This is a genomic window from Variovorax sp. DXTD-1 (genome assembly GCF_003984625.1).
GTDB lineage: Bacteria > Pseudomonadota > Gammaproteobacteria > Burkholderiales > Burkholderiaceae_C > Variovorax.
Window position 1 is genome coordinate 95,386 of the sequence record NZ_RWKH01000005.1, and the last position, 14,639, is coordinate 110,024.

A 14,639-nucleotide genomic window follows, 5' to 3' on the forward strand; every position below is an offset into this window, starting at 1 on the left:
CATGAAGAAAAGCCCGCAACGCCTGGGCGCTGCGGGCTTTCTGGCCGCTAGCGGCCTTCGAGTGCGAAGCGGGTTACTTCGTCACGTCGACCGCGCCCGAGCCCTTGGCCTTGCCGCTCGCCTTCGCGCCCACGCCGGCGCCCGAAGGCTTCACGGCCCCGCCGGCCGAACCCACCGCACCTGTCGCGCTGTTCAGCGTGCCGCCGACCGTGTTGGTCACCCCGCCGGCTGCATTGGTTGGGCCGCCCACCGCGCCGGTGGCACCACTCACGGCCCCGGTGGCACCACTCACGGCCCCGGTGGCACCGCCTACCGTGTTCGTTGCGTTACCTACGGCACCCGTTGCCCCGCCGACCACGCCTCCGAGCGTATTGCCCAGGCCGCCCGCTGCGCCGCTGGTGCCACCGCCGGCATTGCCGCTGGCAGAGGTGCCCGCCGTTGCGGCCGTTCCCGCACCTGCACCTGCACTGCCCTGGGCCGGTGCGGTCTTCACCGCGCCCGACGTGTTGACATCGGCATTCACGCCTACACCGACTCCAACGCCTTGTGCCTGTGCAAAACCGCTCAGTGCGAGCAGGCTTGCGAGCAAGGCGCCGACGACGATGGACTTGTATTGTTGTTGCTGCTTCATAGGTAACTTTTCCTTTCGATTGAATGGTCGGATGACCAGAACCGGCTTTGGGCCAGTTCGGTCGCTACCGTGACCACACCCGCATATGTCGCCGTGTGCGAAGCAGTCGCTCACTTGCGTGGGATGCCTCCGTCAGCGGAAAAGGGGGCTCGCGCGTTAACCCGCCGCGTTCCGCCGCAGATTCACAACCGTTCGATCCGTAGGGGCAAATCGCATTCCTCTCGGCATGCTTCATTTCATGCAACTAATAATGTTGCATGAAACGAGACAGCAAGCTTTCCGCAGTTCTCCACGTGCTGCTGCACATGGCCGAGACCGACGGGCCCGTCACCTCCGAATCGCTGGCGGTGGCCATGAACACCAACCCGGTCGTGGTGCGGCGGGTCATGTCGGGCCTGCGCCAGGCCGGCTTCGTGAGCTCGGCCAAGGGCCATGGCGGCGGGTGGGTGCTGTCGTGCTCGCTGGCGGCGGTCACGTTGGGCGACATTCACAACGCGGTCGGCTCGCCCGCGCTGCTGGCCATGGGCAACCGCACCGAAAGCCCCGGCTGCGTGGTCGAGCAGGCCGTGAACGCCGCGCTCGATGGCGCCTGCCAGGAAGCCGAGGCCTTGCTGCTCAAGCGATTCAACAGCATCACGCTGGCCGATCTGTCGAAAGACTTTCATCGCCGCATGACGGGCGGCGGCTTCACTCACAAGGACATTGAACATGCGCTATGACGCTCTAGTCGTGGGCGGCAGCTTTGCCGGCCTTTCCGCTGCGATGCAGCTTGCCCGCGCGCGCAAGAAGGTGTGCGTGGTCGATGCCGGTGCGCCGCGCAACCGTTTCGCCGCCGCCTCGCACGGCTTTTTCGGCCAGGACGGCACACCGCCGCTGAAGATGATTGCCGACGCGCGCGCCAAGGTGCTGGCGTATCCGAACGTCACCTTCATCGAAGGGAGCGTGGCGAGTGCACATGCCGATGGTTCAGGCGGATTCAGCGCGTCCCTGGAAGGCGGCCGGCAGCTATCGGCCGGCAAGATCGTTCTGGCGTTCGGCGTGCAGGACCGCTTTCCGGACATTGCCGGCGTGCGCGAGCGCTGGGGCACCAGCGTGCTGCACTGTCCCTATTGCCACGGCTATGAGTTCAGCGACAGGCAACTGGGCATCCTGCTCGAGAGCCCGCACGCGCCCGAGCATGCAATGCTCATTGCCGAATGGGGGTCGGCCACGCTGTTCCTGAACGGCAACAACACGGTCGACGACGAGGTGCGCGCCAAGCTGCAGGCGCGCGGCGTGACCATTGAAACGGATCGCGTCGTGGCGCTCGAAGGGCCGGGGCAAGAGCTTTCGGCCGTGCGCCTCGAGGGCGGCCGCCTCGTGCCGCTCGACGCGCTGTTCCTGGCGCCCCGCACGCGACCGGGCAGCGCGTTGGCCGAACAACTGGGCTGCGCGTTCGACGACGGCCCATTCGGCCCGGTGATCCGCACCGACGCGATGAAGATGACCACGGTGCCCGGCGTCTTTGCCGCGGGCGACGCCGCCATGCTCATGCACAACGCCACGCTGGCCTCCGCCGACGGCGTGATGGCGGGGGTGTCTCTGCACCGGTCGCTGGTGTTCGAAACCTGACCCCGCCGAAACGGCCCCAAAATCCCTCTATAATTCGACTCCTGAAATGCGGGAATAGCTCAGTTGGTAGAGCGCAACCTTGCCAAGGTTGAGGTCGAGAGTTCGAGACTCTTTTCCCGCTCCACATTTCGTGCAAAAGGCCACCTCATCGGTGGCCTTTTCTTTTGGGCGCTGCAAAGTCTTCAGCCCCGTGCCGGCAGCACCGTCCCCCGGCTTTCGCCGAATCCGATGCGCGCATGCCCCGGCCTCTCGCACCAGCCGCGCAGCAGCACCGCATCGCCGTCTTCCAGAAAGCCGCGCTGCTCGCCGTTGGCCAGAGTGACCGGGCTTTGTGCGGCGCGCGTCAGTTCGATGATGGCGCCGGCCTCTCCGGGCCCCGGCCCCGAGATGGTTCCGCTGCCGAACAGGTCGCCCGGGTTCAGGGCGCAGCCGCCGACGGTGTGGTGCGCCACCATTTGCGCTACGCTCCAGTACTGGTGCTTGAAGCTCGTGCGCGACAGGCGGGAGGGGCCGCTCCTGTCGCTCCGCGCCTTCTCGCTTTCGAGCCACACCTCGAGCCGGATGTCGATGGCGCCGCTTTCGCGGTTCGCTTCGCTTTCCAGATAGTCGAGCGGCTGGGGCTCGTTCGCGGGCCGCGTCCAGGCCTGGCGATACGGCGCCAGCGCCTCCATCGTCACGATCCACGGCGAGATGGTGGTCGCAAAGTTCTTCGCCAGAAAAGGCCCGAGCGGCGCCATTTCCCAGAACTGGATGTCGCGTGCTGACCAGTCGTTGAGCAGGCAGATGCCGAAGATGTGTTCTTCCGCATGCGCGAGCGGAATGGGCTCGCCCGCCGCATTGCCTTCGCCGATCCACACGCCGAGCTCGAGCTCGTAGTCGAGCCGCGCGCAGGCGTGGTACGTCGGCGCCTTGGCGCCCGGCGCCATCGTCTGTCCCATGGGGCGGTGAAAGCGCTGGCCGCTCACGCCGATGGTCGACACGCGCCCGTGGTACGCCGTGGGAATCCAGCGGAAGTTGGGCGTCACGTCCCCGTCGGGGTTCATCAGCCGGCTGATATTGAGCGCGTGGTCGATGGAAGTGTAGAAGTCGGTGTAGTCGCCGATGCGCGCGGGAACCGTGTATTCGACCTCGGCTTGCGGCACCAGGCATTCGCGCACGGCGTTTCTCGTCACGACCGGTGCGTCGCCCCGCAGCAATGCGAACACCGCGTGGCGCAGCGCCCGCCGTGCCGCGCCGCCGAGCGCGAAGAAGTCGTTGAGCGCCGGCAGCGCGGCGGCTCGGGCCGCATCGAGCGCGAGTCCGTCGAGCAGCTGGCGCGCCGAAAGCGCCGCCATGTCGAGCACCTGGTCGCCAATGGCGATGCCGCCGCGAAACGGCTCCGGGCTGCCCGCACGGCGGAACACCGCATAGGGCAGGTTCTGGATCGGAAAGTCTGTTTCGGCGGCATTGGCCGTGTCGAGCCAGCTCCTGGCGCCGGCGTCATGTGTGTGGTTGAGCGCAATCATTTTGTCTTGACGCCCCAGGCTCAAACCGATGCCATCAGCGCATCGTCGAAGATCGCGACCGCGCGTGTCCAGCCCGCGGATGCGCCGCGGATCTTGTGCGGAAAGCAGCTGATGAAAAATCCGGTGGGCGGCAGCACCTCCAGGTTGTGCAGCTTCTCGATGTGGCAGTAGCCGATGTCGCGGCCGGCCTTGTGGCCTTCCCAGATCAGCGAGGCGTCCTTCGTTTCGCCGTACTTCCTGGCGGTGTGCACAAAGGGCGCGTCCCAGCTCCATGCATCGGTGCCGGTCAGGCGCACGCCGCGCTCCAGCAGGTACATGGTGGCTTCGTAGCCCATGCCTGCGCCTGCCGAGACATAGTCGGGATTGCCGTAGCGCGAACCCGCGCGCGTGTTCACCACCACGATCTCCAGCGGGCTCAGCGTGTGGCCGATGCGCTTGAGCTCGGCTTCCACGTCGTCGGCCGTGACCACGTAGCCATCTGCAAAGTGGCGAAAGTCGAGCTTCACGCCCGGCTGAAAGCACCATTCGAGCGGCACGTCGTGAATGGCGATGGCCGGCTTCTTCTCTCCCAGCGCCTTGTCCATCGTGGAGTGGAAGTGATAGGGCGCATCGAGGTGCGTGCCGTTGTGCGTGGAAAGCTGCACCAGCTCCACGGCCCAGCCTTCGCCGTCGGGCAGGTCTTCCTTCTTGAGACCCGGAAAGAAGGGCTCGATCTGCTCGTACGTTTGCTCGTGCGTGAAGTACTGGATCTTCGGCGCGAAGGCGGGCGGATCGGAGAGCACATCGTTCTCGAGAAAGATCGAAAGGTCGACAAACTTGCGTGGCATGGCGGGGCTCCTTGCAGGGTATTGATGTTGGCGTGAAGGGTTCGTCAGGGCTGCTGCCAGCGCAGCAGCCGCTTCTCGGCAAAGGCCAGCAGCGCGTTGCTCACGAAGCCGATGAGCCCGAGCAGCACGATGCCGGCGAAAAGATCGCTGGCGCGAAACGCGCGCGCCGCGAGAAGAATGGCCTGGCCCAGGCCGCTTTGCGAAGCGATCATTTCGCCCACCACCGCAACGATGAGCGCAATGGTCAGCGCGAGCCGCATGCCGGCCAGGATGTCGGGCATGGCATTGGGCAGGCCCATCTTCCAGACGAAGGCCGCGCGCGACATCTGCAGGCAGCGCGCCACTTCCGAAAGCCGCGGCTCCACGGCCGCAAAGCCGTGCACGGTGGCCAGCAGCACCGGCCACATCGCGCCGAAGGCCACCACGAACAGCACCATGCCGGGGTTCAGCCCGAAGATCGAAATGGCCAACGGCAGCAGCGCCGACGCGGGCAGGGGGCGAATGAATTCAAGCGTTGGCTGCACCCACGCGCGCACCGCGGGCGAAACGCCAATGGCTGCGCCCAGCAGCACGCCGAACAGAGAGGCCAGCAGCCAGCCTTGCACCATTCGGCCGACCGTCGCCTTCGTGAAGGCGAGCAACTCTCCGTTGCCTCCGTTGCCGTTCGCGTCCGAGAGGTTGAGCCCTTCGAGTAGGCTCGCGAAGGTGGCTTGCGGTGTCGGCAGGAACACGCGGCTCACCCAGCCCGCGTTGCTTGCAACCCACCACAGTGCGATGAGCGCGCACAGCACGGCCAACGAGCCGAGCCATTCCGTGCCGATGCGGCGGCGGTTTTGTTCGCTCATGGCAGCACCCCCATGCGCCGTGCCACCACGCGCTGCAGCAGCACCATGGCCGCATTGATCGCAAAGCCCACCACGCCGATCCAGCCCAGCCAGGCGAGCATCAGCGCAGGGTCGAAGCTCTGCTGCGCGATCATCATCGCGTAGCCCATGCCGTGCGGATTGGCCGCGATCTCCACCGTCACCGCCACCACCAGCGCCACCGCCACGCCGAGGCGGAGTGCGACGAACAGGCGCGGCACGATGGCCGGCAGCACGATCTTGAAGGCGCGCTCGCGCGGCGAGAGACCCAGCACGCGGCTCACTTCGAGCAGCCGGGGCTCGATCTGCTGCACCGCTGACTGCACCAGCACCAGGAGCGGCCAGAAGGTGGCGAACGCGACGATGGCCAGTTCCATGCGCACGCCGAAGCCGAAGGTCAGCATGGCGAGCGGAATCAGTGCGACCGAGGGCACCGGCCGCAGCACTTCGATGGAAAGCGAACCCAGCTGCGCCGCGCGGCGCGAGAGCCCGATCACCAGACCGAGTGCAATGCCGAGCACCGCGCCCACCAACAGGCCGAGCGCGGCCGTGCCCAGCGTGAAGCCCGTGGCCTGCCACAGCGAGCCGTCGAGCGCCGCACCCATGAAGGCCTTGGCCGCGGCGCTCGGTGGCGCAAGCGCGTCGCTGCCCAATGCGGCCGCGCGGCGTGCGTACCACTCGAACGCACCGACCAGTAGGGCCGGAAAGACCCATGGCCGCAGCCACCGAAAGATGCCGCGTTCAGTCATGGCCCTGCTCGATGAAGGCGAACAACTCGCGGCGCAGCCGCAGATACTCCGGATGCTCCTTGGTCGTGAGCTGGTCGCGCGGACGCGGAATCTTCACGTCGATCATCCGCGCGAGGCTCGGCCGCCCCGGCCCGGGGTTGGCCTGCAGCGCGATCACGCGGTCGCCCAGATAAATGGCTTCTTCCAGGTCGTGCGTGACGAACAGCACCGTCAGCCCGTCGTCGCGCACCAGCCGCGCGAGCTCGTCCTGCAGGCTCTGGCGCGTGAGCGCATCGAGCGCGCCGAAGGGCTCGTCCATCATCATGAGTTCGGGCTTTTGCGCCAAGCAGCGGGCAATCTGCGCGCGCTGCTGCATGCCGCCCGAAAGCTGCACCGGAAACTTCTGCGCGTGCTTTGCAAGGCCCACCTTGCCGAGCACGTCGGCAATGCGCGGCGCACGCTCGGCCGCGGGCACACCGGCGGCCTCGAGCGCCAGGCTCACGTTGCCTTCCACCGTGCGCCAGGGCAGCAGGGCACGGCCATAGTCCTGGAACACGAAGGCCACTTCGCGCGAAGGCTCCGTCATCTTCACGCCGTTGCGCCGCACTTCTCCGGCACTGGCGGTGACAAGGCCGCTGGCCGCGCGCAGCAGCGTGGTCTTGCCGCAGCCGCTCGGGCCGACGATGCAGACGAACTCGCCGCGCGCCACGTCGAACGAAGTGGGCGACAGGATCTCGCGCCCGCCGAGCCGGATCGCGACGCCGTCGAAGCGAAGAAAGTCGGCGGCAGCGTTCACTTGGCAATCAGCTTCGCAACGTCGATGGAGGTCTTCAGCATGTCCTGGTCCTTCATCAGGCCGACCCAGTAGCCCAGCTGCTTCTCGTTCACCGTGGCGCCCGGTGGCGAAATCTGGATCTTTGCGAGCACCTCGGGCGGCAGCTTGATGTACTTGCCAATGGCCACGCGCACCTTGGCGTCGTTCTTCGGCTGCTGCATGAAGGCCGCGGCCTCGACCAGCGATTCGCGGAACGCGCGCGCGGCGACCGGGTTCTTTGCCACCCACTCGCGCTTGGCCGCATGCACGATGGTCTGGTTGTTCTCCGGCAGGAAGGTGGAGTAGTACGAAGCCACGTAGCCCGCGCCGCTCTCGGTGATGCGGCTCATGAACGGGTCGGCCGACACCACCGCATCGACCGAGCCGCCGCGCAGCAGGTCGGCATGCTGCGGAAACGATGCCTCGACGAAGTTGACCTTGCGGTAGTCCACGCCGCTGTCCTTGAGCCAGGCGCGAAAGGTCACGTGCAGGAACGCGCCGAGCCCGGGCACGCCGATCTTCTTGCCCACGCAATCCTGCGGGTTCTTGATGCCCGAGCCCGCGCGTGCCACCAGGCCAAAGCCGGTGATCGTCTTCGACGTGAGCCCGCCGCCCGCAACCAGGACAAGGTCGAGCCCGCCATCCACCGCCTGCAGGAACACCGAGGGCGTGGGCCCGCCGATCTGCAGCGAGTCGGACTGCAGCGCCGCGGGAATGGTGGAGTTGAGCGGAATGAACTTGAGCTCCACCTCGAGGTTGCGCTTCTTGAAGTAGCCCTCTTCGGCGGCCACGAAGACGGAGGCGAAGTCCGACACGGCCGTGTAGCCGAACACGATCTTCGGGTTCGATTGCGCGCGCGATGGCAGGGCCGCGGCGGCCGATGCGGCGCCCAGCACCGACAGCAGGGTGCGTCGTTTCATCATGTCTTTTGTCTCCTGGGAGTGGTGGTTTTCTTTGGCGGGGCCTTCGGGCGCGGCAGCGCGGCACGCAGCCCGCCGACGATGAAGTTCACGAGCATTGGCGTGGCCGCCGGATCGCTGCGCACGTTCTCGCCGTGCGACAGCCGTTCGATGCGGCTGTCGTTCAGGTGATGCAGCAGGGCGCCCAGCGCAAACTGGTAGGCCCACGCCACCTGCCCGCGCGTGGCGTGCGGCATGGCGAGGTGCAGTGCGTCGATGTACGCCTCGGCCAGTGGATCGAAGTAGCCGCGCAGCACGCGGTCGGCTTCTTCGGTGGCGTGGTAGAGCTCGCGCGCCACCAGCAGCGCGTAGTACTCGCCCTCGGCACTGGCGCGCAGCGCAAGCACGGGGCCGGTGAAGGCTTCGATGATGCGCGGCAGCGTGCGCAGATCCGCCGGGTCGATGTGCACCGCCTTGAGGCCCGCCAGACGCTCATCGATGCTATGGCTCCAATGCTCGAAGATCGCGTGGAAGAGCTCGTGCTTCGGGCCGTAGTAGTAGCCCACCAGGGCCAGCGGCACGCCCGCCTCTTCGGCAATCTGGCGGATCGTGACCGCGTGATAGCCGTGCTGTGCAAAAAGCTTTTCGGCCGCCAGCAGGATGGCCTGCCGCCGGTCGGGCCGGGTGGCTTCGGCCACGGTGGCCGCAGCCCGGTGGGCGCTTCGTTTGGCGGGCGGGGTCCGGGTGTTCATCGGGCGTATTGAACGTCTGTACAAAACTATTGAACACACGTACAAACCCTGAGGTCAACCCCGATTGAGCGGCGTGGGATGCGGCATTACGCTCGATGCCATGCTCGCTCCCAACATTCCCCAGATCCGCCTCTACCAGGACTGGCTGCGCGACCAGCGCGGCCTCTCGTTCGACACCTACGACGCGCTGTGGCGCTGGTCAGTGACTGACCTGGACGCCTTCTGGCAGAGCATCTGGGACTACATGGGCATGTGGTCGCCCACGCCGCACACCGCGGTGCTGGGCGAAGCGCGCATGCCCGGCGCCACGTGGTTCCCGGGCGCGCAGGTCAACTACGCGCGCGAGGTGCTGCGCCATGCCGATGCGGCGCATGCGGCCGGCATGCCCGCCATCGTGAGCGACAACGAGCTCGGCGAAGTGCGCGAGATGTCATGGCCCGAGCTGCGCCGCCAAGTGGCTTCGGTTGCGCTCACGCTGCGCTCGCTTGGCGTGCGGCGCGGAGACCGCGTGGCCGCCTACATGCCCAACGTGCCCGAAACCATGGTGGCGTTTCTCGCATGCTCGAGCATCGGCGCAGTGTGGAGCGTGTGCGCGCCCGACATGGGCACGGCCGCCGTGGTCGACCGCTTTCGCCAGATCGAACCCACGCTGCTGATTGCCGCCGACGGCGTGCACTACGGCGCCAAGCCCATCGACCGCAGCGCCGTGGTGCAAGAGCTACGCGGCGCACTGCCCAGCGTGCAGAAGCTGCTGCTGCTCAGAACGCCGTGTGCCGCGCAACAGCTTGATGCCGATGTCGGCTGGCAAGACGCCATTGCGCGCAACGATGCCGAGGTGGCCGCCTTCGAGCCCGAGTGGCTGCCCTTCGACCACCCGATCTGGATCGTCTATTCGAGCGGCACCACCGGCCTGCCCAAGCCCATCGTGCACGGGCAGGGCGGCATCATCATGACGATGTATGCCTGCGGGCTGCACAACGACGTGGGCGCGAGCTACGGTGCCAACAACTTCGGCGAGCGCTTCCACTGGTACAGCTCCACTGGTTGGGTGATGTGGAACTGCCAGCTCGGCGGGCTGGCCTTCGGCTCGACCATCGTCATCTACGACGGCCACCCGGCCGGCAGCAAGGAGAAGCCCGACTGGGCCGTGCTGTGGCGCTTTGTCGCCAAGCACCGCATCACCTTCTTCGGCGCCGGCGCGGCCTACTTCACCAACTGCATGAAGGCCGGCGTGGTGGCGGCCGAATGCGGAGACCTCACGCGCGTGCGCGCCCTGGGCAGCACTGGCTCGCCATTGTCGGAAGAAGTGCAGCGCTGGGGTACGGAGCAGCTGCTGGCCGCTAGAGAAGCGCTCGGACCAACGAGCGCCGCGCCGGGCCGCCCCAAGCAAGCGAGCGGCCCCCTCGGGGGGCAGCGAGGACACGAAGTGCCGGAGCGTGGGGGCGACATATGGTGGTGCAACATTTCAGGCGGTACCGATTTCTGCGGCGCGTTCGTCGGCGGCAACCGCGAGCTGCCCGAGGTGCCCGGCCAGATGCAGTGCCGGCAGATCGGCCATTCGGTCGAGGCATGGAACGAAGACGGCAAGCCCGTCATCGGCGAAGTGGGCGAGCTGGTCTGTACCAAGGCCATTCCGTCGATGCCGCTGTACTTCTGGGGCGACGAGGGCAATGCGCGCTACCTGTCGAGCTACTTCGACACCTACCCCGGCGTGTGGCGCCACGGCGACTGGATCAAGATCGGCGAAGACGGCGGCTGCATCATCTACGGCCGCAGCGACGCCACCATCAACCGCCAGGGCCTGCGCATGGGCACCAGCGAGATCTACAGCGCCGTCGAGGGCCTGCCGGAGGTGCTCGACTCCATGGTGGTCGATCTCGAATACCTCGGCCGCGAAAGCTACATGCCGCTGTTCGTGGTGCTGCGCCCCGGCGTGTCGCTGGACAACGCCATGCGCGCGAAGATCAACGACGCCATCAAGACATCGCTTTCGCCGCGCTTTGCGCCCAACGACATCTTCCAGGTGGACGAAATCCCGCGCACGCTTTCGGGCAAGAAGCAGGAGCTGCCGATCAAGAAGCTGCTGCTCGGCCAGCCGATTGAAAAAGTGGTCAACCGTGAAGCAATGGCCAACCCCGGCAGTCTCGACTGGTACGTGGCCTTTGCCGCGCAGCGTGCCTCCGCATAATGGGCCGGATGAAAAGACGTACCAGCCTTCTGCTGCTTTCCGCCGCTGCCGGCGCCTCCTTGCTGAGCGCCTGCGCATCGCCCTCTTCGGCGCCAAAGCCAACCGCGGCCTCGTCGCTGCGCGTGAGCGGCACCGTGGCCTATCGTGAGCGCATTGCGCTCGACCCCTCGGCAGAAATCGTCGTGCAACTGCTCGATGTGTCGCGCACGGACGTCGCTTCGGTAACGCTCGCCGAGCAGCGTTTCAAGGCCAACGGCAAGCAGCCGCCCTTTGCCTACGAACTGCGGGTGGACGCCGCCCGCATCGATCCGCGCATGCGCTATGCCGTGTCGGCGCGCATCCTGCGCGGCGAGCAGCTGCTCTTCATCAACAGCGTTCAGTACCCGGTGCTCACGCAAGGCCAGGGCACCACCGTCGACCTGATGCTGGTGCAGGTCAAACCCGCGCCTCGCTGAGCCGTTCGCGAAAAGAAAAACCCCCGCTCAGGCGAGCAACTCGTAAAGCACCATGCGCGTCTGCCGGCCGCGCAGCTCGGCTTGCTCCTCGATGCGGCGCGTGGGCAGCCGTCCGCCCAGCGCCTCGAAGGTGGCTTCCGACACCAGCGTTTGCGTGCCCAGCTGCTTGTTGATGCCCTCGATGCGGCTCGCCACGTTGATCACGTCGCCAAAGGCGGTATAGGCCAGGCGGTCGTTCGACCCGAGCACGCCCGCAATCACCACGCCGGTATGAATGCCGATGCGCGTGCGGAATTCAGGCAGGCCTTGGGCGCGCCACTTGCGGTTGAGCTCGCCCATCTCGGCGTGCAGCCGAAGCGCCGCCGTGCAGGCCTGGTACTCCGCGTCCTTCAGGTCCGCGGGCGCACCCCACAGCACCATGATGCCGTCGCCGATGAACTTGTCGATCACGCCGCCGTGCTGCGCGAACACGCGCGCCGCAAGGTTGAAGTACTCCGTCAGCATGCCCACCAGCACATCGGGTTCGAGCGATTCGGAAATGCGGGTAAAGCCCTCGACGTCGGTGAACATCACGGCAATGCGGCGCGGCGAACCGCTGGGCGCCAGCGTGTGGCCTTCGGCAATGAGGCGGTTGATCACGTCCACCGGCACGAACTTGCTGAAGGCCTTGAGGCTTCGCGCCGATTCGTCCAAGGCCTGGTCCAGGTGCTGGATCTCGAGCACCCGGCTCGTTTCGCGCGGCAGGTTGTCCAGCTCCAGCAAGCCGATGCGCCGCGCGATGCGCGAGAGGTTCTCGACCGGAGACGTGACCAGCTTGGAGAGGCGCAGCGACAGCAGCAGCGTTGCCGCCAGGAACAGCACCGCCAGCAGCAGCCCCCACAGCACCGCGCGCCGCAGGCCGCCCAGCAGCATGTCTTCGGGAACCCAGCTCACCAGCTGCCAGCCGGTGGACGGAATACGTGAGGTTTGCACCAGGTAGCGCTTGCCTTCGAATGCGATGGAAAAGCTGGTGTCCTGCGGACCCGTTGCGCCGTCGGCAGCCATGTGCTCGTGCAGTGCGCCGAGCACGCCGCCCTTGGCCGGCGCCAGTTCGCGGACCACGCCCGGCACGTCGCTGCGGGCGAGCACTCGATACTCGGCGCTCAGCAGGGCGCTGTTGCCCTGGCCGCTGCCACTGCTGAAGAGGCGCACGAATTCGGACAGCCGCCCCAGCGACACGTCGCCCGCCACCACCATCGCGCGTTCGCCGCCTTCGTCCGGGCCCCGATTGCTCGGCAGCGCGTAGGTCACGCCCAGTTCCTGTGCGGCGGCAAAAACGTAGGGCTGGGTCCAGATCGGGCCCTTGGCCTGGCGGGCCTGCAGGTACCAGCTGCGCTGCGTCGGGTCGTAGCTGCTGCGGTAGGCCTCGACGTGAGTCGTGCCGTAGCGTTGCCGCACGTCGCCGGGCGTGTTGGACGCCGGCTTGTACTGCCATGTTTCGGTGGTGAACGCCGGTCCGCGCGAAATCTGCCTTACGGCAAGCGCCGGGTAGCGCAACACCATCAGCATCTGGCCGTCGTTGTCGGCCACGTAGGTGCTGTCGAGCTCGGGCGATTGCTGCAGCAGCGTCCACAGCAGCTCGGCGGTCTGGCCGGAGTTGTCGCCCGCGGGGCGCAGGTTGGGCGAGTCGCCGATAGCGCCCACCACCGATTCGGTCTTGGCCAGAAAGGCAAGCACCTTGTCTTCGGTGCGGTCGTGGTTTGCCTTGTGGGCCGATTGGCCGATGCTGGAAACCAAACGCTGCGAGCCCCAATAGCCCAGCGCCACCAGCAGCAGCGACTGGCTCAAGGCAACGGCGCTGACGACTGTGCCCACGTCCACTCTGAAGCGGCGCGGCTTGCGATAGGGGCCGGTGGCCCTTGGCGATGTTGGTGTTGTCTCCACAAAAAAGCAAAAGACGGCTGCCCCGTCGAGGAATGCAGCGGACATTTTGCGGTGGGTGCGCTAACAGGTGTCAGCGTAAGTGTGCAATGCGCTACTAACGCATCTAAGTTTTGGGCATAGGTGTGCAGAAATTCGCGGCCGTTGCAACACTTCAGCGGCGCAAGGGAACTATTTGGGTCAGCGCGCGTCGTGGAAAATTATTCCCAGCGTATGCCGCCGACCTGCGCGCACGCGGCTCACCCCATGCCGCATCGTCACGCGGTAGGTGCCGCGCGTGCCCGCCACCGGCCGCTGGTTGACCGCGAAGATCACCGCCTCGCCCTGCGCGAGCGACACCACCTCGGCGCGCGACTGCATGCGCGGCCGCTGCTCGGTCAGCACGAACTCGCCCCCTGTGAAGTCTTCGCCCGGCCGGCTCAGCAGCACCGTGAGCTGCAGCGGAAACTGCAGGTCGCCGTACAGGTCCTGGTGCAGGCAGTTGTAGTCGCCCTCGTCATAGCGAAGCAGCAGCGGGGTGGGGCGCAACTGGCCCGCCGCATGGCAGCGCGCGAGATAAGAGGCGTGGTCCGCCGGGTAGTCGGCCGGTTGGCCCGTGGCCGCGGCCCATGCGTTGGCAAGAGGCGCCAGCCGCTCGTAAAGGGCGCTGCGCCACCCGGCGAGCAAGGGTGGCAGCGGGTTGGCGAAGTACTGGTACTCGCCCTGGCCGAAGCCGTGGCGCTGCATCACCACGCGGCTGCGGAAGTGGCCCGGCTCGTCGTACAGCGCGGCGAGTGCGGCGCATTCCTTGGGGGTGAGCAGCACGCCCGCGGTGGCGCAGCCGCGCGTGGCGAGTTCGGTTTCGATGCGCGGCCAGTCGAGGGCCGCAGCGGATTTTTCGGGAGAGGTCGTCGGCATGCGGGCAGTGTGCTGCCGCTGCGGCGGCGGCGCTGGCCGTTTCCGGACACCACTTCCGGCGTGCTTACCGGTCGCCTATATTCACTTGCCGCCTACAGCCACTTGCCGCTGCCCGTCGGCATCTGGATGTTGGTGGCCGGATCGCTGCCGCTCACCAGCGCGCCGATGGCAATGCTCAGCAGCGAGATGAAGATGCTCGCGAAGAACGCGGTCCAGAAGCCGGAGAGCTTGAATCCGCGCACCAGCGCGGCCACCAGCATGATCATCAGCGCGTTGATCACCAGCAGGAAGAGGCCGAAGGTCAGCAGCGTGAGCGGCAGCGTGAGCACGATCAGGAGCGGCTTGACCACGGCATTGGCCAGGCCGAGCAGCAGGGCGGAGATCACCAGCGCCGATGTGCTCTCGAACTTGAGGCCGCGGAAGATCAGGCTTGCGACCCACAGCGCCAGCGCCGTGATGGCCCAGTGCACGAGAAAGGGGGCGAGGTTGTTCAGCATGGTGTGTGAAAGGCGGAAGAGGCGGAAGACGGCCCGCCTGGTGGTTCAGGCC

15 protein-coding genes and 1 tRNA gene are annotated in these 14,639 nt (G+C 66.8%); 5 read left to right on the plus strand and 11 right to left on the minus strand.

Going from position 1 to position 14,639, the window contains the following annotated elements; all coding sequences use genetic code 11:
- Positions 1-73 precede the first annotated feature (73 nt).
- A complete protein-coding gene (locus tag EJI00_RS06365; protein ID WP_126746628.1) occupies positions 74-631 on the minus strand; it encodes an adhesin in 558 nt (185 codons plus the stop codon).
- Positions 632-888: 257 nt separating this feature from the next.
- Between EJI00_RS06365 and EJI00_RS06370 the strand changes: the two genes are divergently transcribed.
- From EJI00_RS06370 to EJI00_RS06380, 3 genes are all read left to right on the plus strand, one after another.
- Positions 889-1,350: an RrF2 family transcriptional regulator gene (locus EJI00_RS06370; protein WP_126746629.1), complete on the plus strand. Its 462-nt coding sequence runs from the start codon at positions 889-891 to the stop codon at positions 1,348-1,350.
- Positions 1,340-2,242, plus strand: a complete 903-nt coding sequence (locus EJI00_RS06375; RefSeq protein WP_126746630.1) for an NAD(P)/FAD-dependent oxidoreductase — start codon at positions 1,340-1,342, stop codon at positions 2,240-2,242. The genes EJI00_RS06370 and EJI00_RS06375 overlap by 11 nt, the downstream gene beginning before the upstream one ends.
- A 48-nt stretch (positions 2,243-2,290) precedes the next feature.
- Positions 2,291-2,366 (plus strand) — tRNA-Gly (locus EJI00_RS06380).
- Between the two features lie 58 nt (positions 2,367-2,424).
- Here the strand turns inward: EJI00_RS06380 and fahA are convergent.
- The 7 genes from fahA to EJI00_RS06415 are packed head-to-tail and all read right to left on the minus strand — an operon-like array spanning position 2,425 to position 8,630.
- Positions 2,425-3,747 carry a fumarylacetoacetase gene (gene fahA, locus EJI00_RS06385; RefSeq protein WP_126746631.1) on the minus strand — a complete coding sequence of 441 codons (1,323 nt, stop codon included), beginning with the start codon at positions 3,745-3,747 and terminating at the stop codon, positions 2,425-2,427.
- Between the two features lie 20 nt (positions 3,748-3,767).
- Entirely contained in the window at positions 3,768-4,574 is an 807-nt protein-coding gene (locus EJI00_RS06390; protein ID WP_126746632.1) for a cyclase family protein, read from the minus strand.
- Positions 4,575-4,618: 44 nt separating this feature from the next.
- A complete protein-coding gene (locus EJI00_RS06395; RefSeq protein ID WP_126746633.1) occupies positions 4,619-5,419 on the minus strand; it encodes an ABC transporter permease in 801 nt (266 codons plus the stop codon).
- The gene (locus tag EJI00_RS06400; RefSeq protein ID WP_126746634.1) at positions 5,416-6,186 is read right to left on the minus strand and encodes an ABC transporter permease; all 771 of its coding nucleotides are present in this window, start codon (positions 6,184-6,186) and stop codon (positions 5,416-5,418) included. Before EJI00_RS06400 ends, EJI00_RS06395 begins: the two co-directional genes overlap by 4 nt.
- A complete protein-coding gene (locus EJI00_RS06405) occupies positions 6,179-6,961 on the minus strand; it encodes an ABC transporter ATP-binding protein (RefSeq protein WP_126746635.1) in 783 nt (260 codons plus the stop codon). Before EJI00_RS06405 ends, EJI00_RS06400 begins: the two co-directional genes overlap by 8 nt.
- Positions 6,958-7,902, minus strand: a complete 945-nt coding sequence (locus EJI00_RS06410; RefSeq protein ID WP_126746636.1) for an ABC transporter substrate-binding protein — start codon at positions 7,900-7,902, stop codon at positions 6,958-6,960. Before EJI00_RS06410 ends, EJI00_RS06405 begins: the two co-directional genes overlap by 4 nt.
- The gene (locus EJI00_RS06415; protein ID WP_126746637.1) at positions 7,899-8,630 is read right to left on the minus strand and encodes a TetR/AcrR family transcriptional regulator; all 732 of its coding nucleotides are present in this window, start codon (positions 8,628-8,630) and stop codon (positions 7,899-7,901) included. The genes EJI00_RS06410 and EJI00_RS06415 overlap by 4 nt, the downstream gene beginning before the upstream one ends.
- A 100-nt stretch (positions 8,631-8,730) precedes the next feature.
- Between EJI00_RS06415 and EJI00_RS06420 the strand changes: the two genes are divergently transcribed.
- Both EJI00_RS06420 and EJI00_RS06425 read left to right on the plus strand, forming a co-directional pair.
- Positions 8,731-10,818 (plus strand): acetoacetate--CoA ligase, encoded by a 2,088-nt coding sequence (locus EJI00_RS06420; protein ID WP_126746638.1) that lies wholly within the window; start codon positions 8,731-8,733, stop codon positions 10,816-10,818.
- Positions 10,819-10,826: 8 nt separating this feature from the next.
- On the plus strand, positions 10,827-11,273 hold the full coding sequence (locus tag EJI00_RS06425) for a YbaY family lipoprotein (RefSeq protein ID WP_260590474.1): 447 nt from the start codon (positions 10,827-10,829) through the stop codon (positions 11,271-11,273).
- Between the two features lie 27 nt (positions 11,274-11,300).
- Here the strand turns inward: EJI00_RS06425 and EJI00_RS06430 are convergent, their stop codons facing one another.
- The 3 genes from EJI00_RS06430 to EJI00_RS06440 form a co-directional block, all read right to left on the minus strand.
- Positions 11,301-13,241 (minus strand): adenylate/guanylate cyclase domain-containing protein, encoded by a 1,941-nt coding sequence (locus tag EJI00_RS06430; RefSeq protein WP_126746640.1) that lies wholly within the window; start codon positions 13,239-13,241, stop codon positions 11,301-11,303.
- 132 nt (positions 13,242-13,373) lie between these two features.
- Positions 13,374-14,090: a 2OG-Fe(II) oxygenase gene (locus EJI00_RS06435; protein ID WP_126746641.1), complete on the minus strand. Its 717-nt coding sequence runs from the start codon at positions 14,088-14,090 to the stop codon at positions 13,374-13,376.
- A gap of 92 nt (positions 14,091-14,182) precedes the next feature.
- The gene (locus EJI00_RS06440; RefSeq protein ID WP_126746642.1) at positions 14,183-14,587 is read right to left on the minus strand and encodes a phage holin family protein; all 405 of its coding nucleotides are present in this window, start codon (positions 14,585-14,587) and stop codon (positions 14,183-14,185) included.
- Between the last annotated feature and the right edge of the window lie 52 nt (positions 14,588-14,639).

Coding starts and splice junctions, on each gene's coding strand:
- EJI00_RS06365 (WP_126746628.1), bottom strand. CDS start 631: ATGAAGCAGCAACAACAATACAAGTCCATCGTCGTCGGCGCCTTGCTC.
- EJI00_RS06370 (WP_126746629.1), top strand. CDS start 889: ATGAAACGAGACAGCAAGCTTTCCGCAGTTCTCCACGTGCTGCTGCAC.
- EJI00_RS06375 (WP_126746630.1), top strand. CDS start 1,340: ATGCGCTATGACGCTCTAGTCGTGGGCGGCAGCTTTGCCGGCCTTTCC.
- fahA (WP_126746631.1), bottom strand. CDS start 3,747: ATGATTGCGCTCAACCACACACATGACGCCGGCGCCAGGAGCTGGCTC.
- EJI00_RS06390 (WP_126746632.1), bottom strand. CDS start 4,574: ATGCCACGCAAGTTTGTCGACCTTTCGATCTTTCTCGAGAACGATGTG.
- EJI00_RS06395 (WP_126746633.1), bottom strand. CDS start 5,419: ATGAGCGAACAAAACCGCCGCCGCATCGGCACGGAATGGCTCGGCTCG.
- EJI00_RS06400 (WP_126746634.1), bottom strand. CDS start 6,186: ATGACTGAACGCGGCATCTTTCGGTGGCTGCGGCCATGGGTCTTTCCG.
- EJI00_RS06410 (WP_126746636.1), bottom strand. CDS start 7,902: ATGATGAAACGACGCACCCTGCTGTCGGTGCTGGGCGCCGCATCGGCC.
- EJI00_RS06415 (WP_126746637.1), bottom strand. CDS start 8,630: ATGAACACCCGGACCCCGCCCGCCAAACGAAGCGCCCACCGGGCTGCG.
- EJI00_RS06420 (WP_126746638.1), top strand. CDS start 8,731: ATGCTCGCTCCCAACATTCCCCAGATCCGCCTCTACCAGGACTGGCTG.
- EJI00_RS06425 (WP_260590474.1), top strand. CDS start 10,827: ATGAAAAGACGTACCAGCCTTCTGCTGCTTTCCGCCGCTGCCGGCGCC.
- EJI00_RS06430 (WP_126746640.1), bottom strand. CDS start 13,241: ATGTCCGCTGCATTCCTCGACGGGGCAGCCGTCTTTTGCTTTTTTGTG.
- EJI00_RS06435 (WP_126746641.1), bottom strand. CDS start 14,090: ATGCCGACGACCTCTCCCGAAAAATCCGCTGCGGCCCTCGACTGGCCG.
- EJI00_RS06440 (WP_126746642.1), bottom strand. CDS start 14,587: ATGCTGAACAACCTCGCCCCCTTTCTCGTGCACTGGGCCATCACGGCG.